Raw genomic sequence first — 24180 nt, 5'->3', positions numbered from 1 at the left:
CTTACAGGGCAGCAGCGTTCTCGGTCAGGTAAGCCGCAACGCCTTCTGGCGAAGCGTTCATGCCTTTGTCGCCTTTTTTCCAGTTGGCAGGGCAGACTTCGCCGTGCTCTTCGTGGAATTGCAGCGCGTCGACCAGACGGATCAGCTCTTCCATGTTACGGCCCAGCGGCAGGTCGTTGACGATCTGCGAGCGGACAACGCCCTTGTCGTCGATCAGGAACGCGCCACGGAAAGCCACGCCGCCTTCGGATTCAACGTCGTAGGCCTTGGCGATTTCGTGCTTCATGTCGGCAGCCATGGTGTATTTCACCTGACCGATGCCGCCATTGTTGACCGGGGTGTTGCGCCAGGCGTTGTGGGTGAAGTGCGAGTCGATCGACACAGCGACCACTTCTACGTTGCGCGCCTTGAAGTCAGCCATGCGGTTGTCCAGAGCGATCAGCTCGGACGGGCAGACGAAGGTGAAGTCCAGCGGGTAGAAGAACACCAGGCCGTATTTGCCTTTGATGGCCGAGGACAGGGTGAAGCTGTCAACGATCTCGCCATTGCCGAGTACGGCCGGGACGGTGAAGTCAGGGGCTTGTTTGCCTACGAGTACGCTCATTGATATCTCCTGGTGTAGAAACTTGAAGTTCAGGGTCCGCGCCAGCCTGCCACCCTCAGGCGACAGCCCTGTGACACGAACCCTCTTCGCAAGGGCCGACCATCATACACTGCGTTTTTCGACTGTCCTTAAAGGTTTTTCGCGAAATCCGGGCTGGCACTCAGCCATGCACCACCGTTCGTCAGTCACAGGCATTGGCGATAAAAACCACCGGGAAAGCACTTTGACAATCATTCTCGTTAACATTAAGATCCATCGCAATTGAGTCACAACCAGCGACGGTTCTCACTTATGTATGTTTGCCTCTGCACTGGCGTCACCGACGGACAGATCCGCGAAGCGATCTATGAAGGTTGCTGCAGCTACAAAGAAGTTCGTCAGGCCACCGGCGTAGCCAGCCAATGCGGCAAATGTGCGTGCCTGGCGAAGGAAGTGGTTCGCGAAACCCTGACCAAGCTGCAAACCGCCCAGGCCGCGATCCCCTACCCGGCAGAATTTACCGCCGCGTAATTATCCCGAATTCGAAGAACCGGACTTAGGTCCGGTTTTTTTATGCCTGAAAATCAATTGCTTAGCGCCTAGACGCGGAACACAAACATTCTTATTCAGATTAATTTTCATTTATTATTCAATAACTTAGGTTTGACACTTATAAATACCAAGCTCAAACTCCGCCTTATATACCGCTACTTAGGGCAGGACTCCCATCATGAAAGGCGACGTAACAGTCATCCAGCATCTCAACAAGATCCTTGCCAATGAGCTGGTCGCGATCAATCAGTACTTCTTGCATGCGCGCATGTATGAAGATTGGGGCCTGAACAAGCTCGGCAAACACGAGTACCACGAATCCATCGACGAGATGAAGCACGCGGACAAGCTGATCAAGCGCATCCTGTTCCTCGAAGGCCTGCCGAACGTGCAGGATCTGGGCAAGTTGCACATCGGCGAGCACACCAAGGAAATGCTGGAGTGCGACCTGCGCATCGAGAAGACTGGCCATGCCGACCTGAAGGTCGCCATCGCCCACTGCGAATCCGTCGGTGACTTCGGCAGCCGTGAACTGCTCGAGGACATCCTGGAATCCGAAGAAGAACATATCGACTGGCTGGAAACCCAACTGGGCCTGATCGACAAGGTCGGTCTTGAGAACTATCTGCAATCGCAGATGGGTGAAGACGAGTAATCAGTCAGCGCCAAACTCGAGACACTAAAAAGCCCCGCTCTCTTTCCAGAGGCGGGGCTTTTTATCGCCCGGATTTCAGACTCGCTGAAATCCGGGCAGAAACCAATCAGGCTTCGGACTTGGCCGCAGCAGCCTTGGCGGATGCTTCCTTGATCAGGGTCTGCAGCTCACCATTGGCGAACATTTCAGCCATGATGTCGCTGCCGCCCACCAGTTCACCGCCGACCCACAGTTGCGGGAAAGTCGGCCAGTTGGCGTACTTCGGCAGGTTGGCGCGGATTTCCGGGTTCTGCAGGATGTCGACGTAGGCGAACTTCTCGCCACAGCCCATTACAGCCTGCGCAGCTTTCGCGGAGAAGCCACACTGCGGGGCATTCGGCGAGCCTTTCATGTAAAGCAGAATGGTGTTGTTGGCAATCTGCTCTTTAATCGTTTCGATGATATCCATGGAGCACCTCGGCTGAACTTTCCGACTCATGGGTCGGCACGGTGGCGCATTGTAACGGAATCCCGAGCGCGCTGCTCGGTCTCCCCGACAGACATGCTCAAGCCGCTGCCACCGTCACCGGCACGCCATTGAGCGCTGCGTTGCCCGACAGCTCGTCGAGCTGACACTCATCGGTCAGGTCATTGGCGCTGGAGCCCGGCTGACCGCTGGCAATCGCCATCTGTACACCCGGCCGGGCATGGCCCCATCCATGCGGCAGGCTGACCACGCCCTTCATCATGTCGGCACTGCCCAGCACTTCGACTTCGATCTGGCCGACCCGTGAACTCACGCGCACGAGCTGACCGTCACTTAGCCCGCGACTGGCGAGATCGTCCGGGTTCATCAGCAGCTGATGACGCGGCTTGCCCTTCACCAGTCGATGATAATTGTGCATCCACGAATTGTTGCTGCGCACATGACGGCGGCCGATCATCAACAGCTCATCGGCGGCGGGTGCCTGCAACGCGGCGAAGCGCGCCAAGTCGGCGAGGATTTCCGGCGGTGCCGCCTGAATCCGTTGATTGGCAGTCTTCAACCGCGCAGTCAGGTTGGGTTTGAGCGCTCCCAGGTCGACACCGTGCGGATGATCGAACAGCGTCGCAAGCGACAATTTTTGCTCGGATGCATCGCCATACAAGCCCATGCGTAACCCCATGTCGATCATCTTCGCCGGCGGCATCGTCGGTTTCAGCTCCTTGCCGGTCTTCGCGGCAAAGGCCTTGGCCAGGCCGACGAAGATCTCCCAGTCGTGCAGCGCACCTTCGGGTTTGGCGAGGATCGCCCGGTTGAACCGGGTGACGTTGCGCACCGCGAACAGGTTGAAAGTGGTGTCGTAGTGATCGTTCTCCAGCGCCGAGGTGGACGGCAGGATCAGGTCGGCATAGCGCGTGGTTTCGTTGATGTACAGATCGACGCTGACCATGAACTCCAGCCCGTCCAGCGCCTGCTCCAGTTGCCGGCCGTTGGGCGTCGACAGGACCGGATTGCCGGCCACGGTGATCAGCGCGCGGATCTGCCCCTCGCCTTCGGTGAGCATTTCTTCGGCCAGTGCCGAGACTGGCAGCTCGCCGCCATATTCAGGCCGCCCGGACACGCGGCTCTGCCATTTATTGAAGTGCCCGCCCGAGGTCGAGGCCACCAGATCCACCGCCGGCTCCGTGCACAGTGCACCGCCAACGCGGTCGAGATTGCCGGTGACCAGATTGATCAACTGCACGACCCAATGGCACAGCGTGCCGAAGGCCTGAGTGGAAACACCCATCCGGCCGTAGCAAACGGCGCTTGGCGCAGCGGCGAAGTCCCGGGCCAATTGGCGGATCTGTTCGGCGGGCACCGCGCACAACGGGCTCATGGCTTCGGCGGTGAAACCCGCCACCGCCGCGCGAAGCTCATCCAGACCGTCCACCGGCAAATGACTTTCAGACGTCAGGCCTTCACTGAACAGCGTATTGAGCACACCAAACAACAACGCCGCATCGCCCCCCGGACGCACGAACAAATGCTGATCGGCCATCGCCGCCGTCTCGCTGCGTCGTGGATCGACCACTACCACTTTGCCGCCCCTGGCCTGAATCGCCTTCAGACGCTTCTCGACATCCGGCACGGTCATGATGCTGCCGTTGGACGCCAACGGGTTGCCGCCCAGGATCAGCATGAAGTCCGTGTGATCGATATCCGGGATCGGCAACAGCAAGCCGTGGCCATACATCAGGTAGCTGGTCAGGTGATGGGGCAGTTGATCGACCGACGTCGCCGAATAGCGGTTGCGGGTTTTCAACAGGCCGAGGAAGTAATTGCTGTGGGTCATCAACCCATAGTTGTGGACGCTGGGGTTGCCCTGATACACGGCGACTGCGTTCTGCCCATGACGCTCCTGAATCGCCGAGAGTTTTTCGGCGACCAGCTCGAATGCTTCGTCCCACGCGATGGGCAGCCATTCGCTGCCGACCCGGCGCATGGGCTGACGCAGGCGATCCGGATCATTCTGGATATCTTGCAGCGCGACGGCCTTGGGGCAGATGTGCCCGCGACTGAACGTGTCCTGGGCATCGCCCTTGATCGAGGTGATCTGCACCTGGCCGTCGGTTTCGGTGGTCTCGATGGTCAAGCCGCAGATGGCTTCGCACAAGTGGCAGGCACGGTGATGGAGAGTCTTGGTCATGGCCAGTCTCTGTCTTGTTCTGGGCAGGCAATCACGCCCGCGGGAACAAAACTATGGCCCGCGACCCGGTGCAGCGCCAGCGACGTTTGTCTTGTGAATCGGCGGCCATCAGGGCCGCCGATGGACACGTCAGTTCGCCGGAAGCTGAGGCGGCGCGGCCAGCTGGATTTCCTGGATGGTCTCGATCTGCTCGTGGGCGACGTGGACGCCGGTGAGCTCGCCGATCAGTCGCCAATGCTCGTCGAGCCCGGCGCTGATGGTCGCCATGCGGTCGATCATCTGTCGGCTGGCGGCCTTGACCACGTCGTCATCGCTGCGCAGCAGTTCGAAGGACATCGAGGTCATCGACGCGGTGAGGTGGGTCAATGAGCGTGCCGTGTGGCCCAGCAGTTCCATTAACAGTTTTTCTTTCGATTCCATGCGGAGGCTTCCTGCGTCGCTCGTGATTTATTTATAACCCAGCACTTTGCTTTAGCAAATGTTTCAACCTGCGCATCCGACCAAGCGAAACCGCCGGCTCACCGGTCGCAAACCGACCAGAGCTGTGCCATCCCCGCCGCGCCTGATTGCCAAGCCCGGTGGGGCCAGTGTACAAATGCCTCGTTGCCCTCTCGAAAACTGACCGGAAATCACAGTGTTCGCACTGTTTGCACCCCGGCGCATTTCTGCAAAAACCGTAGCCTATTGGAAAAACGCGACATTTAGTGTCAATATCGCGCCTTCCCCTATTTCGTCGCCCCGTGCGGCTTACGCCGCAGGTCTCGCCCGTTGTTCCGATAAACAAGGCTTTGAGCATCTGCGGTTTGTAGCAAAAAGGTAGTCAATGATGAGCGCAAGGCACTTTCTCTCCCTGATGGATTGCACGCCCGAAGAGCTGGTCAGCGTGATCCGTCGAGGCGTTGAGCTCAAGGACCTGCGTAACCGCGGCGTACTGTTCGAGCCTCTGAAAAACCGCGTCCTGGGGATGATCTTCGAGAAATCCTCGACCCGCACCCGGATCTCTTTCGAGGCCGGCATGATCCAGCTCGGCGGCCAGGCGATCTTTCTGTCGCCGCGCGACACCCAGCTGGGCCGTGGCGAGCCGATCGGCGATTGCGCCATCGTCATGTCGAGCATGCTCGACGCGGTGATGATCCGGACCTTTGCCCACAGCACCCTGACCGAATTCGCTGCCAACTCCCGCGTGCCGGTGATCAACGGCCTGTCCGATGACCTGCACCCGTGCCAGTTGCTGGCCGACATGCAAACCTTTCTCGAGCACCGCGGCTCGATCCAGGGCAAGACCGTGGCCTGGATCGGCGACGGCAACAACATGTGCAACAGCTATATAGAAGCGGCCATCCAGTTCGACTTCCAGTTGCGCGTGGCCTGCCCGGAAGGCTACGAGCCGAATCCTGAATTCGTGGCCAAGGCCGGTGACCGCGTGACCATCGTCCGCGACCCGCAAGAGGCCGTGCGCGGCGCGCATCTGGTGAGTACCGACGTCTGGACCTCCATGGGTCAGGAAGATGAAACCGCCCAGCGCCTCAAACTGTTCGCGCCATACCAGGTCACCCGTGCCCTGCTCGACCTGGCGGCCGAGGACGTGTTATTCCTGCACTGCCTTCCCGCTCACCGCGGTGAAGAAATCAGTCTCGACCTGCTTGATGACCCGCGCTCCGTCGCCTGGGATCAGGCAGAAAACCGTCTCCACGCACAGAAGGCCCTGCTCGAGTTCCTCGTCGAACCGGCATATCACCACGCATGAGTCATGAATTACTGCTGAACCTGCGCAACCTCGCTTGCGGCTATCAAGATCAACGTGTGGTGCAGAACCTCAATCTGCACCTCAACGCCGGCGACATCGGCTGCCTGCTCGGCTCGTCCGGTTGCGGCAAGACCACCACCCTGCGCGCGATTGCCGGTTTCGAACCGGTGCACGAAGGGGAAATCTCTCTCGGCGGTGAAGTGATCTCCAGCGCCGGTTTCACCCTCGCCCCGGAAAAACGCCGGATCGGCATGGTGTTCCAGGACTACGCGCTGTTCCCGCACCTGAGTGTCGCGGACAACATCGCCTTCGGCATCCGCAAGCACCCGAACAAGGAGCGTGTCACCGAAGAGCTGCTGGAACTGGTCAATCTGAAGAACCTCGGCAAACGCTTCCCTCACGAGTTGTCCGGCGGCCAGCAACAACGTGTCGCCCTCGCCCGCGCTTTGGCGCCGGAGCCACAACTGCTGTTGCTCGACGAGCCATTCTCCAACCTCGATGGCGAGTTGCGTCGCAAGCTGAGCCATGAAGTGCGCGACATCCTCAAGGCCCGTGGCACCAGCGCGATTCTGGTGACGCACGACCAGGAAGAAGCCTTCGCCGTCAGCGATCACGTCGGCGTGTTCAAGGAAGGCCGGCTGGAGCAGTGGGACACGCCCTACAACCTCTATCACGAACCGGCGACGCCGTTTGTGGCCAGCTTCATCGGTCAGGGCTACTTCATTCGCGGCCAGCTCGGCAGCCCGGAATCGGTGCAGACCGAACTCGGCGAACTGCGCGGCAATCGCGCCTACACCTGGCCGGTCGGTGGGGCGGTGGATGTGCTGCTGCGTCCGGATGACATCGTTTACGCGCCGGACAGTGGCTTGAAAGCGCGGATCGTCGGCAAGACGTTCCTCGGCGCTTCGACGCTGTACCGCCTGCAACTGCCGACCGGCGCACAGCTGGAGTCGATCTTCCCGAGCCATGCCGACCATCAGGTTGGTGCGGATGTCGGGATTCGGGTGGCGGCGGAACATCTGGTGCTGTTCCAGGCGTCGGGCAGCACGGCCGCTCAAATTCCGGCGACAGAGAACGGCGTCCGCCGTTACAGCGCCGCACGCTGATCTGCACGCAAACAATGAGGGAGCCTGATGGCTCCCTGGTTTTTTGGCTTCAGCCCAGCATCAATGTGCCGCTGGCCACCAGCGTCGCATTCCCGCCGATCTTCACTCGCTCGCCTTCCAGCCGACAAAACAATTCGCCGCCCCGCGCCGAACGCTGGCACGCGGTCAGGCTGGATTTGCCCAGACGTTTCGACCAGTAGGGGATCAGACTGCAATGGGTCGAACCGGTCACCGGGTCTTCATTGATGCCGATGGCCGGGGCGAAATAGCGTGAGACGAAGTCATGCTGATTGCCCGGGGCGGTGACGATGGCGCCCAACCACGGCAATTTGGCGAGGGCGACCATGTCCGGCTGGCAATCAAGCACCGCCTGCTCGGACTCCAACACCACAAACAGCTCGTTGGAACTCAGAACATCCACTGCCTGGACATTCAGCGCCCGCTCGATCTCCACGGTGACGCCTTTCTCCACCGCTTCGATGGCCGGAAAATCCAGCCATAGCGTGCCGCCTTCGCGACTGACGCTCAATGGCCCTGACTTGCAGGTGAAGTCCAGACGCTCGGCCGTTTCCTTATAAATCTCGAACAGCACATAGGCGCTGGCCAGGGTCGCATGACCACACAACGGCACCTCGGTGGTCGGTGTGAACCAGCGGATATGCCACGCCTGTGCTTCGCGCACCATAAACGCGGTCTCCGCCAGATTGTGCTCGGCGGCGATCTTTTGCATCAGTTCGTCCGCGAGCCACGCGTCGAGCCGATAGACCATTGCCGGATTGCCGCTGAACGGCCGGTCACTGAACGCATCGACCTGATGAAACTCGAGCTGCATAACCTTCTCCCTGTGTCAGTCGAACGAGCATGCAGCGCCGGCCGGATCAGCGCCAGTGACAGTGCCGGCCAATTTTCTTCATACAGACGTCAAGGGCGACCGATGTCGGCAAATTTCGCCTGGGTGTGTTCTGCCAATACTGCCGGCGCCAGCTCTACTTCCAGCCCGCGCCGACCGGCGCTGACGTAGATGGTCGCAAAAGGCTGGGCCGAGTTATCGATGAAAGTACGCAGGCGTTTTTTCTGCCCCAGCGGACTGATGCCGCCCAACAAGTAACCGGTGGAACGTTGCGCGGCAGCCGGGTCGGCCATCTCGACTTTTTTCACTCCGGCGGCGTGGGCAAGCCCCTTGAGGTCGAGACTTCCGACGACCGGTACCACGGCCACCAGCAACTCACCCTTCTCACTGGCCGCCAGCAGCGTCTTGAACACCTGCGCCGGATCGAGCCCCAGCTTTTCCGCGGCCTCCAGGCCATACGACGCGGCCTTCGGGTCATGTTCGTAACTGTGCACGCGATGTTCGGCACGAACTTTTTTCAACAAGTCCAACGCAGGGGTCATGGCAGCTCCGGGCTCGGCAGTGGCAAAAAATCCTGCGGCGAATTCTAGGCCATCGTTGTGCAAAAGGCTCTAACACGCGCCACGTTTCCCGGAGTTTGCAGGCTGATAACAGCCGCGCAGACCGGGTGACCTGCAGGATCATTCACATGACTGATAGTTTATTTGTGACTGATGGTTCACTTTCGACCTTTGACAGGTTTGTTTCTTGTCTATATTTTTTCGAATCTGAATAATGAAAGAATTATCGTCATCGCAGCACCCAGCAGTAAACCGGGAACAGGATGGGGATCCTGCCTCGGCGAAAATCGCGCCTTGCCCTTTCGGCAACGCGCCAGACAACAACAAAAACCGAGGTTTTCAATGACAACTGCGTTACAGCAACCTTCGCTCTCGAGCCAGTGTCTGGCCGAGTTTCTGGGCACTGCACTCCTGATCTTTTTCGGTACGGGTTGTGTCGCCGCGCTCAAGGTCGCAGGCGCCAGCTTCGGTCTGTGGGAAATCAGCATCATCTGGGGCGTCGGCGTCAGCATGGCGATCTACCTCACCGCCGGCGTTTCCGGCGCGCACCTGAACCCTGCCGTCAGTATTGCCCTGAGCATTTTTGCCGACTTCGAAAAGCGCAAACTGCCGTTCTACATTCTGGCCCAGGTCGCCGGCGCCTTTTGCGGTGCGCTGCTGGTTTATACGCTGTACAGCAACCTGTTCTTCGATTTCGAACAAACTCACCATATGGTTCGCGGCACTGAAGCCAGCCTCGAACTGGCGTCGGTGTTCTCCACCTTCCCGAACCCGGCGCTGTCGACTGCCCAGGCGTTTCTGGTCGAGGTGATCATCACCGCGATCCTGATGGGCGTGATCATGTCCCTGACCGACGACAACAACGGCCTGCCGAAAGGCCCGCTGGCGCCGCTGCTGATCGGTCTGCTGATTGCCGTGATCGGCAGCTCGATGGGCCCGCTGACCGGTTTCGCGATGAATCCGGCCCGGGACTTCGGTCCTAAACTGATGACTTTCTTCGCCGGCTGGGGTGAAATTTCCTTCACTGGCGCACGTGAAATCCCGTACTTCCTGATTCCGATTTTTGCACCGATTGTCGGTGCCTGCCTCGGCGCTGCCGGGTATCGCGGGCTGATTGCCCGTCACCTGACCGGCGCCACACCTGCTACAAAGGATGCAGAACCGGCCATTGACGGCAAACCAAGAACTTCTTGAAACAGTCGGCGCGGGCTCCTGCCCTTATAGAGCCCGCGCCACGGCCCACTCTCCCTTATTTCGTCCAAGGCAATCGACATGACCGACATTCAGAACAAGAACTACATCATTGCCCTCGATCAGGGTACGACCAGCTCCCGCGCGATCATTTTCGACCGCGACGCGAACGTGGTCTGCACCGCACAACGCGAATTCGCCCAGCATTACCCGCAAGCCGGCTGGGTCGAACACGACCCGATGGAAATCTTCGCCACCCAGAGCGCGGTGATGGTCGAAGCCCTGGCCCAGGCCGGTCTGCACCATGACCAGGTCGCCGCCATCGGCATCACCAACCAGCGTGAAACCACCGTGGTCTGGGACAAGACCACCGGCCGCCCGGTGTACAACGCGATCGTCTGGCAATGCCGCCGTAGCACCGAGATCTGCCAGCAGCTCAAGCGCGACGGTCATGAAGATTACATCCGCGATACCACTGGCCTGGTCACCGACCCGTACTTCTCCGGCACCAAGCTGAAGTGGATCCTCGACAACGTCGAAGGCAGCCGCGAGCGCGCGCGCAACGGCGAATTGCTGTTCGGCACTGTCGACAGCTGGCTGATCTGGAAATTTACCGGCGGCAAGGTCCACGTCACCGACTACACCAACGCCTCGCGCACCATGCTCTTCAACATCCACACGCTGGAGTGGGACGCGAAGATGCTGGAAATCCTCGACATCCCGCGCGAGATGCTGCCGGAAGTCAAAGCGTCGTCGGAAATCTACGGCCGCACCAAAAGCGGCATCGCCATCGGCGGTATCGCCGGCGACCAGCAGGCTGCGCTGTTCGGCCAGATGTGCGTCGAGCCGGGCCAGGCGAAAAACACCTACGGCACCGGTTGCTTCCTGCTGATGAACACCGGCGACAAAGCCGTGAAATCCCGGCACGGCATGCTCACCACCATCGCTTGCGGCCCGCGCGGCGAAGTGGCTTACGCCCTGGAAGGCGCGGTGTTCAACGGCGGTTCGACCGTACAGTGGCTGCGCGATGAACTGAAAATCGTCAACGACGCCCTCGACACCGAATACTTCGCCAATAAAGTGAAGGACAGCAACGGCGTCTATCTGGTGCCGGCCTTCACCGGCCTCGGCGCTCCCTACTGGGACCCGTATGCCCGTGGCGCCCTGTTCGGCCTGACCCGTGGCGTACGTGTGGATCACATCATCCGCGCCGCACTGGAGTCGATCGCCTACCAGACCCGCGACGTTCTCGACGCCATGCAACAGGACTCCGGCGAACGCCTCAAGGCCCTGCGCGTGGATGGCGGTGCAGTGGCGAACAACTTCCTCATGCAGTTCCAGGCCGACATCCTCGGCACTCAGGTCGAGCGTCCGAAAATGCGCGAAACCACGGCGCTGGGCGCAGCTTATCTGGCCGGTCTGGCGTGCGGTTTCTGGGGCAGCCTGGAAGAACTGCGCGGCAAGGCAGTGATCGAGCGCGAGTTCGAACCAAGCCTGGACGAAGCGGCAAAAGAGAAGCTCTACAAAGGCTGGAAAAAAGCCGTCAGCCGCACCCGCGACTGGGAACGTGAGGACGCTGAATAAGCCAGTCTGAGGACTGGTAACGGCATGTAACTGGTCGGGAGCGGATTCCTGCGGCATCATGGGCAAATTTTGCACGGCAGCCCAAAGGAAGCCCCATGAATCTGCCTCCCCGTCAGCAGCAAATCCTCGAACTGGTCCGCGAGCGCGGCTATGTGAGCATCGAGGAAATGGCCACGCTGTTCGTTGTTACCCCGCAAACCATCCGCCGCGATATCAATCAACTGGCGGAAGCCAATCTGCTGCGCCGCTACCATGGCGGCGCCGCCTATGATTCCAGCGTCGAAAACACCGCCTATGCGATGCGCGCCGATCAGATGCGCGATGAAAAGCAACGCATCGGTGAAGCCATCGCCGCGCAGATTCCCGATCACGCCTCGCTGTTCATCAATATCGGCACGACGACCGAATCGATTGCCCGCGCCCTGCTCAATCACAGCCACCTGAAGATCATCACCAACAACCTGCACGTCGCTTCGATGCTCAGCGCCAAGGATGATTTCGATGTGCTGCTGACTGGCGGCAATGTCCGTCGCGATGGCGGCGTGGTCGGTCAGGCGAGTGTGGATTTCATCAATCAGTTCAAGGTCGACTTCGCGCTGGTGGGCATCAGCGGTATCGATGAGGACGGCAGCCTGCTCGACTTCGATTACCAGGAAGTGCGGGTGTCCCAGGCGATCATCGCCAATGCCCGACAGGTGATCCTGGCAGCGGACTCCAGCAAGTTCGGCCGTAACGCTATGATCCGCCTCGGCCCGATCAGCCTGATCGATTGCCTGGTCACCGATCAGCAACCGGTGCCGGCCCTGGCGCAACTGCTGAGTCAGCACAAGATTCGTCTGGAAGTCGTTTAACCCCCCTTTGTTTCTCGTTCCCACGCTCTGCGTGGGAATGCAGCCCGGGACGCTCCGCGTCCCATTCAGAAGATGACGCAGAGCGTCAATGCATGCATTCCCACGCGGACGGTTCGACGCCTCGACATGGGAACGATCACTCCTGCTCCGGCGCCTTACGCGCATCTAATGTTCGAAAATTTTCTTTTAACCGTCCTTCGATGAGTTTTTTCAATCGAAGTCGACTGGCTGCGCGCGTCTTTATGGGCTACCATTTTCGCAAATGAACATTTATGTTCGATTTCCAAGACAGAAAATCAAAAGAGCCCGAGGCCAGCCGATGTCCACCTCTACCTTGCGTACGCCCCCCATCTCCGAGATCTACGACCTCGCCGTCATCGGCGGCGGGATCAATGGCGTGGGGATCGCAGCGGATGCCGCCGGTCGCGGTCTTTCGGTGTTCCTTTGCGAAAAGGACGATCTGGCCAGCCACACCTCGTCGGCCAGCAGCAAGCTGATCCACGGTGGACTGCGCTATCTCGAACATTATGAATTCCGTCTGGTGCGCGAAGCCCTGGCCGAACGCGAAGTGCTGCTGGCCAAGGCCCCGCACATCGTCAAGCCAATGCGTTTCGTCCTGCCGCACCGCCCGCATCTGCGTCCGGCGTGGATGATCCGTGCAGGTCTGTTCCTGTATGACCACCTCGGCAAGCGCGAAAAACTCGCAGGCTCCAAAAGCCTGAAGTTCGGTGCCGACAGCGCGCTGAAAAGCGAAATCAGCAAAGGCTTCGAATACTCCGACTGCTGGGTCGACGACGCCCGCCTCGTGGTTCTGAACGCCATGGCCGCCCGTGAAAAAGGTGCGCACATTCACACCCAGACCCGTTGCGTCAGCGCTCGTCGCGCCAAGGGCCTGTGGCACCTGAACCTGGAACGCGCCGACGGCAGCCTGTTTTCGATCACTGCCAGAGCGCTGGTGAACGCCGCCGGTCCATGGGTCGCCAAGTTCATCCGTGACGACCTGAAGATGGAATCGCCGTACGGCATTCGTCTGATCCAGGGCAGCCACATCATCGTGCCGAAGCTGTACGAAGGCGATCACGCGCACATCCTGCAAAACGAAGATCAGCGCATCGTTTTCACCATTCCGTACCTGAACAACCTGACCCTGATCGGCACCACCGACCGCGAGTACACCGGGGATCCGGCAAAAGTGGCAATCACCGACGGCGAAACCGATTACCTGCTCAAAGTGGTCAACGCCCACTTCAAGAAGCAGATCAGCCGTGACGACATCCTGCACACCTACTCGGGCGTGCGTCCGTTGTGCAACGACGAATCCGACAACCCGTCCGCCGTGACCCGCGACTACACCCTCGCGCTGTCCGGCAGCACCGAAGAAGCGCCGCTGCTGTCGGTGTTTGGCGGCAAGCTGACCACCTATCGCAAACTCGCCGAGTCGGCGATGGCGCAGTTGATGCCGTACTTCACCCAGATGCGCCCGAGCTGGACGGCCACCGCCACCCTGCCGGGTGGTGAAGACATGACCACGCCACAGGCCCTGAGCGCGCTGATCCGCGACAGGTTCGACTGGGTTCCGACCGAAATCGCCCGCCGCTGGGCCACCACTTACGGCAGCCGTACCTGGCGCATGCTCGAAGGCGTGGACAGCCTGACCGACATGGGCGAACACATCGGCGGCGGTCTCTACACCCGTGAAGTCGATTACCTGTGCGCCGAAGAGTGGGCCACCACCGCTCACGACATCCTGTGGCGCCGCAGCAAGCTGGGCCTGTTCACCACCCCGGCCGAACAGGAAAAACTGGCGGCCTACCTGAACCAGGTCGAGCAGAACCGCAACAAGATCGAAGCAGCCTGATCTTCAAGCCGCTCAAACGAAAGCCCCTGAATCGCGAGATTCAGGGGCTTTCGCGTTACTGCGCCAGATGCAGCAGGAGGAAATCGATGAACGCCCGGGATTTGTGCGGCAGATGCGCGGTGTTGGGGAAGACGACGTTGATCGACTGCGATGGCAACGCATAGGCCGGCAACAGGCGAATCAGTCGTCCGCTGGCGATATCATCCTCGACCACCCAGCCCGGCAGCACCGAGACACCGAGCGACGACAAGGTCATCGAACGAATCGCCGTCGAGGAATTGGATTCGAAATGGCTGATGCCATTGACCTCCACCGCCCGCCCCTGATCATCGCGCAAAACCCATTGCGTAGGCGCCTGCAGATTGCTGTTGGCAATCCATGGCACACCGTTCAGATCCTGCGGCAATGCCACCGGATGACGTTCGAGAAATGCCGGAGTCGCCACCAGCACGATCTGATAATCCGCCAGCTTGCGACTCTTGAAGGCCGAATCCGCCAGATTGCCAAGACGCACTACCAGATCCAGTTTTTCCGCCACCAGATCATTCAACGACGAGTTGAAGTTGTAGCTCAGGCGGATTTCCGGATAACGCTCGTTGAACAATGGAATCAACGGAAGAATGAACTTCTCGCCGTACTCGCTGGTTGAACTAATTCGTAACTTTCCGGAAACCCGGTTATTACCCTTGAGCACATTATCAAAGGCATTATCGATATCCGCGACAATGCCCTTGAACTCCTCATAGAAGTCCTGACCTATTTCAGTCAGCGATATGTTTCGGGTATTGCGGATCAGCAGTGTCGCCGAAAGAACTTCTTCCAGCGCCTTGACATGCAGGCTGGCCATGGCTTTGCTGATACTCAGATAGTTCGCGGCCTTGGTGTAAGAGCCAAAGTCGACCACGGCGAGAAATGTCTGAACCCGATTCAGATGAGCATGCATGGCGGTAGCGTTCACTGTTTAATTCCTTCAAACATTGTTTCAAGGATAGTCGTATCGACACTCCAAGTCCATCGCCCCTATGCTTTGCGACAAAGAGGAAATAACAATGAACTATCGCTACAAGATCGCGCTGATCTTTCTGATCGGCTTTTTTATTGACTGCATAAACATATTCATGTCTGCCGTGGCATTGCCAAGTATCTCGGCAACATTGCAAGTAAGCAGTTCTTCGGTGGCCTGGGTGGCCAATGCCTACATTCTCGGTCTGACGCTGATCATTCCTGTCAGCACCTGGCTGGCCGGGCGCTTCGGCAGCCGCGAGATTCTCACCGCCTCGATGCTGGTGTTTACCGGGTCCGTGTGGATGTGCGGCCTGGCCGACAGCTTCCATGAGCTGGTGATCTGGCGATTCGTCCAGGGCATCGGCGGCGGTTTGCTGATTCCGGTGGGCCAGGCGTTGACCTTCAACCTGTTCCAGGGTGAGCAACGGGCGAAAATCTCCACGCTGGTGATGGCCGTGGCCCTGATCGCCCCGGCGATTTCGCCGACCGTCGGTGGCATCATCGTCGACAACAGTTCGTGGCGCTGGGTGTTTTACAGCAACATTCCGTTTTCGCTGATTGCCGCAGGACTATCGTGGTTCTGGATCCGCGAAGCACGCCCCACCAGCCTGCCACGCCCGGACGTCCTCGGTCTGCTATTGGTCAGCGCCGCCCTGGGCAGCCTGCTGATGGGCATGTCGCTGTACGGCGGCGACTATCCTGCCATCGAAGCCATCGCCTGTGTCGCGGCAGGCCTGATGTTCGTGGCGCTGTACCTGCTGCACTACCGTCGCAAAAGCGACGCGATCATTGACCTGAGTCTGCTCAAGAGCAAAAAACTCAGCACCTCGATCTTCATCTATTACGCGATTCCCGGCGTGTTCACCGGGGTCAACCTGATGAGCATCTTCTTTCTACAGAACACCCTGCACTTCAGCGCACGCCTGACCGGCATGTTCATGATCCTCTACGCCATCGGCGCATTCATCGCGATGCTGATCTGCGGCCGGGTCTACAACAGAATCGGCGCCCGACGCCTGTTCACCCTCGGCATGCTGCTGCACAGCGCCGGCATCGCCACCCTGATGCTGGTGGATGCACCGACCGATATCGGGGTGATCGTGATCGCCTACAGCCTGATGGGCATCGGCGGCGGAATCGGCGCCAACACCGCGCAAACCACCTCGCTAATGGACTTCAAGGGCGGCGAGACCCACAAGGCCAGCGTGATCTGGAACATCAACCGACAGATGTCGTTCAGCGTCGGCGCGGCCCTATTTCTGATGATCTACAACCTGCTGCTCAAACAATTCGACTCGACCCCGGCCTATCACGCCACGTTCGCGATTGCCGCGCTGGTCGGACTGTTCCCGCTGTTTCAAATGAGTCAACTGAACCCTCCAAAGGAATGCCATGAACAACAACCCGGTTGAACAAGCACGCCACAGCATCCACCACGTGCATGAGCTGATTCATCGTGTTTTCACCAATGCCGACGGTGCCGGCGAATCCGCCATCGCGCCGCTGATGGATGTCTTCAGCGAAGACTTCAGCATGGTCACCACCTCGGCCGCCGTCGTCGGCCGAGCGCAGGTCGAGCAACTGTTCAAAGGTGCGGTCGGTGCCCGACCCGGCCTTGAGATCGACATCAGCGACCTGCACACGATCTGGCACGAAGGCCCGACCGTCGCCCTGCGCTACAAGGAAACCCATCGCCAGAACCAGCGCGAGAGCTCGCGCATTTCCGTCGCGATCCTGCGCGTGCATCAGCACAGCACCCGCTGGCTGTACCTGCACGAAACGCCGCTGCCCCAGGAAAACCCGGCATGAATTACACCGTTACCCATTGCCGGATGCTGTCGGCATCGATCAAGGAAATCACCGTCAGCGGCGCACCCGCCGCCACGGAGTCGGCCCACGCCGGGGCGCACTTCAAATGGCTGATAGCGCCTTCGGGCGAATGGCGCCATTACTCAACCGTAGAGCTGGGCGACAGCGCCGAAGGCCAATTCACCTTCGCCATCCGTCTCAGTGACGAATCCGCCAGCAGCCACTACCTGCGCTCATTGGTGGCCGGTGATCGGGTGCAGCTCGAAGGCCCGTTCAACACCTTCAACTACCCGCTCGACACCCGGACCGGCCGCGACATCGCCATCGCAGGCGGCATCGGCATCACTCCGTTGACCGGCATCCTGCGCCATCTGACAGCGCTGAAGCGTTCGGCACACCTGCATTACTTTGCCCGCAGCGCTGACGATGCGGCCTATGCCGAAGAGCTGCGCGCACTGCTGCAGGAACGGATGAGCCTGCACCTGTCCGGTCAACGCCCGGCGATTCATCAGGTGCTCGCCGACCTTAGCCCCGCAGACCGGCTCTACGTCTGCGGCCCGACAGCGATGCTCAACGACATCCTGAGCCATGCCAAATCCGCCGGACTGGCCCGTGATCGCATCCATCTGGAGGTGTTCAACGTCGCCAGGGACGAAGGTGCCCAGGGCTTCACGGTCGAGGCGGCGGATTCCGGCGTGAACATCGAGGTCGGCCCCGACCAGAGCTTGCTCGAAGCCCTGGAAGCCGCCGGCCTCGACCCGATCTCCGACTGTCGTCGCGGCGAGTGCGGTGTCTGCGCGCTGGACGTGCTGGAAGGCGACGTCGAGCACCGGGATTTCATCATGAGCGAACAAGAAGCGGCCTGCAGCGCACGGATCTACCCTTGCGTTTCCCGGGCGAAAAGCCAGCGCCTGAAGCTGGCGATCTGAAGAGGACTCCCCCGTTGGACAACTATTTCAATGGCAGAGAAGTGCACAAATCTCTGTTCCTTGATCAACAACTGTTCGAACAGGAGCAGCAGCGTGTCTTTGCCGCCAGCTGGTGCTATCTGGGCCACGACAGCCTGATCCCCGAGACCGGCGACTATTTCACCGCGACCCTCGCCGGCCGACCGCTGGCAATGGTGCGTCAGAAGAACGGTGACATCGTGGTGCTGCACAACCGCTGCCCGCACAAAGGTGTGAAAGTGCTGGCCGAAGCGCGTGGCAATGTGGGTCGCTTCATGCGTTGCCCCTATCACGCCTGGACGTTCAAGACCGACGGCGAGCTGTTGAGCATCCCGGTGAAAAAGGAATACGACGACTGCGACCTGAGCAGTTGCTCGGCCCACAAGGGTATGCAACCCGTCGCGGCGGTGCACAACTATCGCGGCTTCGTGTTCGTGCGCCTGAGTGAAACCGGTATGGGTTTCGACGAGTTTTTCGGCGAGTCGCTGTCGACACTGGACAACATGGTCATGCGTTCTCCGCAAGGTCAGCTGCGTGTGGTCGGTCAACCGCTGCTGCACAGGCATCGCTGCAACTGGAAGATGGTGGTCGACAACCAGACCGACACCTGCCACCCAATGATTGCCCACGAATCCTCGGCGGGCGAAGCCATCCGCCTGTGGAAGGAAACCGACGACCAGAGCCGGCCTGCACCGATGGCCGTGGAGTTGTTCTCGCCGTTCATGGGCTCGTACGAATTCTTCGCCGGCATGGGCATCCGCGTCTGGCCCAACGGCCACGGACACACCGGGGTCAGCAACTCGATCCACAAGGCCTACACGAGCATTCCCGGTTATTGGGAACTGATGGTGGAAAGCTACGGCGAAGACCAGGCCCGGGCCATTCTCGACGACACCCGTCACAACACCGTGTATTTCCCCAACCTGATGGTCAAGGGCCCGATCCAGACCCTGCGGGTGATCCGCCCGGTGAGTGCACAGGAAACCATCGTCGAATCGTGGATCTTCGAACTGCAAGGCGCTCCGGTGCAGTTGCTGGAGCGGACCGTGCAGTACAACAACCTGATCAACTCGCCGTGCTCGATGGTCGCCCATGACGACGTGGAGATGTACGAGCGGGCCACGGAAGGTCTGCACAGCGACGCCAACGAATGGGTCAACGTCGCCCGCCTGTTCGAACCGGGCGAAACCCACGACCAGACGCGCGTGGTGTCCGGCACCAGTGAACTGGCGATGCGCAACTTCTACGACACCTGGCAAAACCTGATGCGGAACGACCATGCACCACGATCAAACTGAACGGGCCATCGAGCGTTTGCTCGAGACCGAAATGCACCTGCTCGACCAACAGGATTTTGAAGCCTGGCAACAATTGCTGAGCGACGACTACACCTACTGGATTCCGATGACCCGCGAACAGCGCAGCCCGCTGCACGAATCCTCGCTGGTGTATGAAGACCGCTTCCTGACCACCCTGCGCATCAACCGTCTGGCCAATGCCCGCAACTTTTCCCAGCAGCCGAAAAGCCGCTGCCTGCACATTACCCAGCGACCACGGATCACGATTGAAGAGCCAACGTACAGCGCCGTCGCCAGCTGCAACCTGCTGTATTGCGAAGCCCGTGGCGACCGCGAATGGCATTACCCGGCCACCGTCGAACATCGTCTGATCAATCTCGACGGCGAGTGGAAAATCCAGGGCAAGAAAATTCTCTTGCTCAATCCCGACCGCGCGCTCGAAAGCCTGCAGCTCATCATCTGACCGACCGAGAATTACCCCTGTGAACTCCATGAACAATCCTGCCAGCCAGGCTACCGCGTGCCTGTCTTTCCCCTATGTCGACCTGCTTTACGATTACGGTCAGTTCCTGCGTAACGCCGACCAGGCCATCGGCTGCCTGCCGGCGCACACTGCGCAAAAACACATCGGCATCGTCGGCGCCGGTCTGACCGGACTGGTGGCGGCCTATGAACTGTTGCGTGCCGGTGCCCGTCGCGTGACGCTGTTCGAGGCTGAAGAAAGCCATATTGGCGGTCGCTTGCTGACCCAGTGCTTCGATGCAGAACAACCGCAGTTCATCGCGGAAATGGGCGCCATGCGCTTTCCGCCGAGCGAGGTCGGACTGTTCCACTACCTCGACAAATTCGGCATCCAGACCACCGAAGCCTTTCCCGATCCGGGGGTGGTCGATACCGAACTGCATTACCGTGGCGAGACCCACCACTGGCCCGCGATGCAACCGCCGCCGGCGTTGTTCAGTACCGTGCACCAGGGCTGGAATGCCTTTCTGCGCGAAGGCGCCGTGCTGGACGACGGCACCTGCCTTGCCCCGCCGCTGCTGCTGACCGACTTGCTCAAGCAGCACAACTTCAGTGAAGTTCAGCCGGAGTGGCAACGCTATCTGGATTGCTTCGGCGACAGCTCGTTCTACTCGGCCATGGTGCGCATCTTCACCAGCCAGAAACCGCCGGGCGGAAAGGTCTGGCGCAAACCGGAAGACTTCCACCTGTTCGGCTCGCTGGGCATCGGTTCCGGAGGGTTCCAGTCAGTCTATCGCGCCTCGTTCACCGAAATCCTGCGGCTGGTGGTCAATGCGCTGGAGGTCAATCAGCGACTGGTGCCGAACGGTATTTCTTCGCTGGCAGAACTGATCGCCGACACCCGCTTCAACGGCATGCAACTGCGCGACATGATTTGTCGCACGCGCATCGAATCGATCAACAAGGGCGCCGACGGGCAAATCCTGCTGGCCGGCAGCAACGGCGAAACCTATGCCTGCGACCGGGTGATCACCACCACTACGACCCGCGCCTTGCAGGTCAATCTCAAGCTGACGCAGAACCAGGCATTCGTGAACCGTGACGTGGCCCGTGCGATCAACGAAACCCACATGGTCGGCTCGTCCAAGCTGTTCATCCTGACCAAAGACAAGTTCTGGCTCAAACACGGCCTGGCGCAGAACATCCAGACCGACACCCTGGTCAAGGGCGTGTACTGCCTGGATTACGCCCCGCAGGATCCAGACTCCTGGGGCGTGGTGCTGATCAGTTACACCTGGGAAGACGACTCGCACAAGATGGTCTCCATGACCGACAAAGTGCAGCGCTGCCTGCGGCTGGTGGATGAGCTGGCGATGAGCGCGCCGGAATTTGCCCGCCACCTGATTCCGCTCGACGGCGATTATCAGCGCTACGTGCTCGAATACGACTGGCTGACCGACAAGCACGCCCTCGGCGCCTTCAAACTGAACTTCCCCGGCGATGACATCTATTCCGAGCGGCTGTTCTATCAGTTCCGCACCGCCCTCGACCCGCGCCAGGACACCGGTCTTTATCTGGCGGGCTGCGGCGCATCGTTCACCGGCGGCTGGGCCGAAGGCTCGATCCAGACGGCCCTGAACGCAGCGTGTTCGGTCATCAGCAGCCTGGGTGGCGACCTGATCGACGGCAATCCGCTCGACGGTCTGGTCCCGCAATACCGCTACTGCTGATGGCGCCCTCCTCTTTTCGCCGAGACCTTCCATGTACAGTCAGTTTTCCATCGAACAGCTCGTCAACGGATTGCGCCGTGGCGAGCTCTGCCTCGACACCTGGCAGCAAGCCCTGCGCGAGCGCCACAAAAAAGCGCAGCATCTGAACAGTTTCATCACCCTCGATCCGACGGCGCTGGGCTACGCCCCGGATGCCGATCGCCTGGCGCCGCTGTACGGGCTGCCGGTGTCCTTCAAGGACAACATCAATGTGCGCGGCATGCCGACCACCGCCGGCACGCCCGGCCTGGCCGATTACCGGCCGCAGAACGATGCCGGCATCGTGGCGCGCTTCAAGCAATTGGGCGCGCGCGTGGTGGGCAAGAACAACATGCACGAACTGTCGTTCGGCGTGACCTCGGCCAACCACAGCCACGGCAGGGTCATCAACCCGGCGAACGAACGTCACAGCGCCGGGGGCAGCAGCGGTGGCTGTGCCGCCGCCGTCGCCGCCGGGCTGGTGCCGTGCGCGGTGGGCACCGACACCGGCGGTTCGGTGCGCATTCCGGCGGCCTTCTGTGGGATCGTCGGCCTGCGCCCGACCACTGGCGAGTATCCGGCCGACGGCATTGTCCCGGTCTCGCAGACCAAGGACACCCCGGGCCTGCTGACACGCACGGTGGAAGACTGTCGGTTCGTCCACGGCCACCTCAGCGGCCAGCACATCGCGCCGCTGCCCGAGGATCGTCCGCTGCGCATCGGCCTGCCCGAACGCTTTCTCTGGGCCGATCTGGACGACAACGTCAGCCGTGACTGCCGCGTCGCCATCGATGCACTCGCCAGCAACGGTGTGGAGATCGTACCGATCGACGACGCGGTGATCGGTGAGATCAACGAATACATCCAGTTCCCGCTGCCGATCTATGAATTCTTCATTGATTTCCCACGCTTCCTGATGAAGGAAGGCCGTGGCGGGGATTTTCTCGACGTCCTGGCGCAAATCGCAGACCCCGGCATCAAGAAAATCCTCACCACACAACTGGAAAGCCCGGCAATTTCCTACACCGATTATGTGCAGGCATTGATGAGCAAAGTCCGGCTGGAGCAGGAGTACCGGCAACTGTTCGAGCATCACCGACTGGACTTGATGGCCTACCCGACGGTCAGTTGCAGCGCGCCACTGCTGACTGATTGCGCGGATGAAAGCCATTTCGAGCGTTTCGTGCGCAATACCGACCCGGCCAGCAACCTGGCAGCGCCGAGCATCACCGTGCCGGTAGCGGCCTCGGGTGCTCTGCCGGTGGGCCTGTCGTTCGATGCACTGCCGGGACAGGACCGTTTCCTGTTGCAGGCCGTGAGCCGGCTGTCAGCACTGTTGAACATCCGATGAGCGCCGCTCGCTCCGAGAGGGGCGAGCTGGATCGAATTCTTCATAACAATATCGATGCAGGCCCTGCCATGCGTGCCACCTCACTCGATTCACCCGCTTCATCCTCCGTCCTCGAACGGCCGCCCTCGATCCTGGGCGGCGCCATGATCATCGGCGGCACCATCGTCGGCGCGGGAATGTTTTCCCTGCCGGTCATCATGTCCGGGCTGTGGTTCTACGGTTCAGTCGCGGTGCTGGTGTTTGCCTGGTTCTGCACCCTGCATTCGGGCCTGATGATTCTCGAGGCCAACCTCAACTACCACGAAGGGGCGAGTTTCTCGACCATCACCCGTGATCTGCTGGGGCATGCCTGGAGCCGGATCAACGGTCTGAGTATCGTCTTCGTGCTCTATACCCTGACCTACGCCTACATTTCCGCCAGTGGTTCAGTGATCCATCACACCGTGCAATCCATGGGCATCTCGCTGTCGCCGCGCCTCGGCGGGCTGGGATTCACCGTACTGGTGGCGTTCATCGTCTGGCTCAGCACCTCGGCGGTGAGCCGGATGACCACTGTGGTGTTTGGCGCGAAGATTCTGGCGTTTTTCCTGACCTTCGGCGGTCTGCTCGGCCATGTACAACCGGCCACGCTGCTCGACCTCAACGGCGGCGAAAGCCGTCACTGGCCCTACCTGCTGGTGACCCTGCCCTTCTGCCTGACCTCGTTCGGTTTCCACGGCAATGTGCCGAGCCTGATGAAGCATTTCGGCAAGGACCCTCGGCGAATCCGCGCCTGCCTGCTGGGCGGGACGCTGATCGCGCTGGGCCTGTATCTGGTGTGGATGCTGTGCAGCATGGGCAATATTCCCCGCGAAGCCTTCAAGGACATCGCCCGGCGCGGCGGCAACATTGATGTGCTGATCAGCGCTCTCGGTTCGCGCCTGGACAGCACCCATGTCGACCTGTTGCTGACCTTCTTCTCCAACTTCGCCGTGGCCTGCTCGTTTCTCGGCGTGACCCTGGGCCTGTTCGATTATCTGGCCGACGTACTCGGCTTCGACGATCAGCCCATGGGCCGCCTGCGAACGGCTGCCGCCACCTTTTTGCCACCGATGATCTGCGGGTTCCTCTGGCCGGAAGGCTTCATTCATGCCATCGGGTTTGCCGGGCTGGCCGCCACGCTCTGGGCCGTGATCACCCCGGCGTTGCTGGCGCGGGCCTCGCGCACTCGCTTTGGCAGCCCGCATTACCGGGTCTGGGGCGGCACGCCCATGATCGCACTGGTGCTGTTTTTCGGGGTGATCTGCGCGGTCTCGCACCTGCTGTTCACCCTGGACCTGCTGCCCGTCTGGCGCTGAACCATTGGCATTCGGTTTTCCGAACGCGACCTGTC

General features: G+C 60.3%; 23 protein-coding genes. 16 read left to right on the top strand and 7 right to left on the bottom strand.

From position 1 onward, the window contains the following. Window position 1: 1 nt before the first annotated feature. Window positions 2-604: a peroxiredoxin gene (locus MKZ87_RS12745; RefSeq protein WP_085580234.1), complete on the bottom strand. Its 603-nt coding sequence runs from the start codon at window positions 602-604 to the stop codon at window positions 2-4. Between the two features lie 291 nt (window positions 605-895). Between MKZ87_RS12745 and MKZ87_RS12740 the strand changes: the two genes are divergently transcribed. Together MKZ87_RS12740 and bfr are read left to right on the top strand one after the other, a co-directional pair. After that, complete coding sequence (locus MKZ87_RS12740; protein ID WP_007953193.1) at window positions 896-1114, top strand: bacterioferritin-associated ferredoxin; 219 nt, start codon at window positions 896-898, stop codon at window positions 1112-1114. 199 nt (window positions 1115-1313) lie between these two features. Next, window positions 1314-1790, top strand: a complete 477-nt coding sequence (bfr, locus tag MKZ87_RS12735) for a bacterioferritin (protein ID WP_085684506.1) — start codon at window positions 1314-1316, stop codon at window positions 1788-1790. 106 nt (window positions 1791-1896) lie between these two features. Here bfr and grxD read toward each other — a convergent pair whose 3' ends face one another. The 3 genes from grxD to MKZ87_RS12720 all read right to left on the bottom strand — a co-directional run bounded on the left by grxD (window position 1897) and on the right by MKZ87_RS12720 (window position 4861). After that, on the bottom strand, window positions 1897-2238 hold the full coding sequence (gene grxD / locus MKZ87_RS12730; RefSeq protein WP_085701711.1) for a Grx4 family monothiol glutaredoxin: 342 nt from the start codon (window positions 2236-2238) through the stop codon (window positions 1897-1899). Between the two features lie 97 nt (window positions 2239-2335). After that, window positions 2336-4441 (bottom strand): molybdopterin oxidoreductase family protein, encoded by a 2106-nt coding sequence (locus tag MKZ87_RS12725; RefSeq protein ID WP_085699682.1) that lies wholly within the window; start codon window positions 4439-4441, stop codon window positions 2336-2338. A 129-nt stretch (window positions 4442-4570) separates the two neighbouring features. Then, window positions 4571-4861: a hypothetical protein gene (locus MKZ87_RS12720; protein ID WP_007953190.1), complete on the bottom strand. Its 291-nt coding sequence runs from the start codon at window positions 4859-4861 to the stop codon at window positions 4571-4573. 406 nt (window positions 4862-5267) lie between these two features. On the opposite strand from MKZ87_RS12720, the gene argF reads away from it, so the two are divergent. Both argF and MKZ87_RS12710 read left to right on the top strand, forming a co-directional pair. After that, the gene (argF, locus tag MKZ87_RS12715) at window positions 5268-6188 is read left to right on the top strand and encodes an ornithine carbamoyltransferase (RefSeq protein ID WP_227233406.1); all 921 of its coding nucleotides are present in this window, start codon (window positions 5268-5270) and stop codon (window positions 6186-6188) included. Further along, window positions 6185-7294 carry an ABC transporter ATP-binding protein gene (locus tag MKZ87_RS12710; RefSeq protein ID WP_085699686.1) on the top strand — a complete coding sequence of 370 codons (1110 nt, stop codon included), beginning with the start codon at window positions 6185-6187 and terminating at the stop codon, window positions 7292-7294. Before argF ends, MKZ87_RS12710 begins: the two co-directional genes overlap by 4 nt. Window positions 7295-7343: 49 nt before the next feature. On the opposite strand, the gene MKZ87_RS12705 is transcribed toward MKZ87_RS12710, so the two are convergent. Next, window positions 7344-8126, bottom strand: coding sequence for a PhzF family phenazine biosynthesis protein (locus tag MKZ87_RS12705; RefSeq protein ID WP_266201029.1), 783 nt, complete (start codon window positions 8124-8126; stop codon window positions 7344-7346). Between the two features lie 89 nt (window positions 8127-8215). After that, window positions 8216-8686, bottom strand: coding sequence for a Cys-tRNA(Pro) deacylase (gene ybaK, locus MKZ87_RS12700; RefSeq protein WP_007953184.1), 471 nt, complete (start codon window positions 8684-8686; stop codon window positions 8216-8218). A 360-nt stretch (window positions 8687-9046) separates the two neighbouring features. Here ybaK and MKZ87_RS12695 point away from each other — a divergent pair, with 360 nt between their 5' ends. The 4 genes from MKZ87_RS12695 to glpD all read left to right on the top strand — a co-directional run bounded on the left by MKZ87_RS12695 (window position 9047) and on the right by glpD (window position 14188). Then, window positions 9047-9898: an MIP/aquaporin family protein gene (locus MKZ87_RS12695; protein ID WP_007953183.1), complete on the top strand. Its 852-nt coding sequence runs from the start codon at window positions 9047-9049 to the stop codon at window positions 9896-9898. 78 nt (window positions 9899-9976) lie between these two features. Next, window positions 9977-11479 carry a glycerol kinase GlpK gene (gene glpK, locus MKZ87_RS12690; protein ID WP_085699692.1) on the top strand — a complete coding sequence of 501 codons (1503 nt, stop codon included), beginning with the start codon at window positions 9977-9979 and terminating at the stop codon, window positions 11477-11479. A 95-nt stretch (window positions 11480-11574) separates the two neighbouring features. Then, complete coding sequence (locus tag MKZ87_RS12685) at window positions 11575-12330, top strand: DeoR/GlpR family transcriptional regulator (RefSeq protein ID WP_007953179.1); 756 nt, start codon at window positions 11575-11577, stop codon at window positions 12328-12330. A 319-nt stretch (window positions 12331-12649) separates the two neighbouring features. Continuing rightward, window positions 12650-14188: a glycerol-3-phosphate dehydrogenase gene (gene glpD, locus MKZ87_RS12680; protein ID WP_085701713.1), complete on the top strand. Its 1539-nt coding sequence runs from the start codon at window positions 12650-12652 to the stop codon at window positions 14186-14188. Window positions 14189-14243: 55 nt separating this feature from the next. Here glpD and MKZ87_RS12675 read toward each other — a convergent pair whose 3' ends face one another. Next, window positions 14244-15131 carry a LysR family transcriptional regulator gene (locus MKZ87_RS12675; RefSeq protein WP_085699898.1) on the bottom strand — a complete coding sequence of 296 codons (888 nt, stop codon included), beginning with the start codon at window positions 15129-15131 and terminating at the stop codon, window positions 14244-14246. Window positions 15132-15237: 106 nt separating this feature from the next. Between MKZ87_RS12675 and MKZ87_RS12670 the strand changes: the two genes are divergently transcribed. The 8 genes from MKZ87_RS12670 (at window position 15238) to mtr (ending at window position 24145) form a co-directional block, all read left to right on the top strand. Continuing rightward, window positions 15238-16605: an MFS transporter gene (locus MKZ87_RS12670; RefSeq protein WP_266201023.1), complete on the top strand. Its 1368-nt coding sequence runs from the start codon at window positions 15238-15240 to the stop codon at window positions 16603-16605. Then, window positions 16586-17002 (top strand): DUF4440 domain-containing protein, encoded by a 417-nt coding sequence (locus tag MKZ87_RS12665; protein WP_085701715.1) that lies wholly within the window; start codon window positions 16586-16588, stop codon window positions 17000-17002. The genes MKZ87_RS12670 and MKZ87_RS12665 overlap by 20 nt, the downstream gene beginning before the upstream one ends. Then, window positions 16999-17931, top strand: a complete 933-nt coding sequence (locus MKZ87_RS12660) for a PDR/VanB family oxidoreductase (RefSeq protein ID WP_266201020.1) — start codon at window positions 16999-17001, stop codon at window positions 17929-17931. The genes MKZ87_RS12665 and MKZ87_RS12660 overlap by 4 nt, the downstream gene beginning before the upstream one ends. Before the next feature lie 41 nt (window positions 17932-17972). After that, on the top strand, window positions 17973-19247 hold the full coding sequence (locus MKZ87_RS12655; protein WP_256574577.1) for an aromatic ring-hydroxylating dioxygenase subunit alpha: 1275 nt from the start codon (window positions 17973-17975) through the stop codon (window positions 19245-19247). Then, window positions 19228-19710, top strand: coding sequence for an aromatic-ring-hydroxylating dioxygenase subunit beta (locus MKZ87_RS12650; RefSeq protein ID WP_266201018.1), 483 nt, complete (start codon window positions 19228-19230; stop codon window positions 19708-19710). Before MKZ87_RS12655 ends, MKZ87_RS12650 begins: the two co-directional genes overlap by 20 nt. Window positions 19711-19738: 28 nt before the next feature. Beyond that, complete coding sequence (locus MKZ87_RS12645; RefSeq protein WP_266201017.1) at window positions 19739-21439, top strand: NAD(P)/FAD-dependent oxidoreductase; 1701 nt, start codon at window positions 19739-19741, stop codon at window positions 21437-21439. Between the two features lie 31 nt (window positions 21440-21470). Then, window positions 21471-22808 carry an amidase family protein gene (locus MKZ87_RS12640; protein WP_266201016.1) on the top strand — a complete coding sequence of 446 codons (1338 nt, stop codon included), beginning with the start codon at window positions 21471-21473 and terminating at the stop codon, window positions 22806-22808. A 68-nt stretch (window positions 22809-22876) separates the two neighbouring features. Next, window positions 22877-24145 (top strand): tryptophan permease, encoded by a 1269-nt coding sequence (gene mtr, locus MKZ87_RS12635; protein WP_266201015.1) that lies wholly within the window; start codon window positions 22877-22879, stop codon window positions 24143-24145. The last annotated feature ends 35 nt before the right edge of the window (window positions 24146-24180 follow it).

The sequence above is a fragment of the Pseudomonas sp. MCal1 genome (assembly GCF_026341415.1).
Classification (GTDB): domain Bacteria; phylum Pseudomonadota; class Gammaproteobacteria; order Pseudomonadales; family Pseudomonadaceae; genus Aquipseudomonas.
The sequence above is the reverse complement of the archived record's forward strand: the minus strand, read 5'-3'. Positions and strand labels throughout refer to the sequence as shown.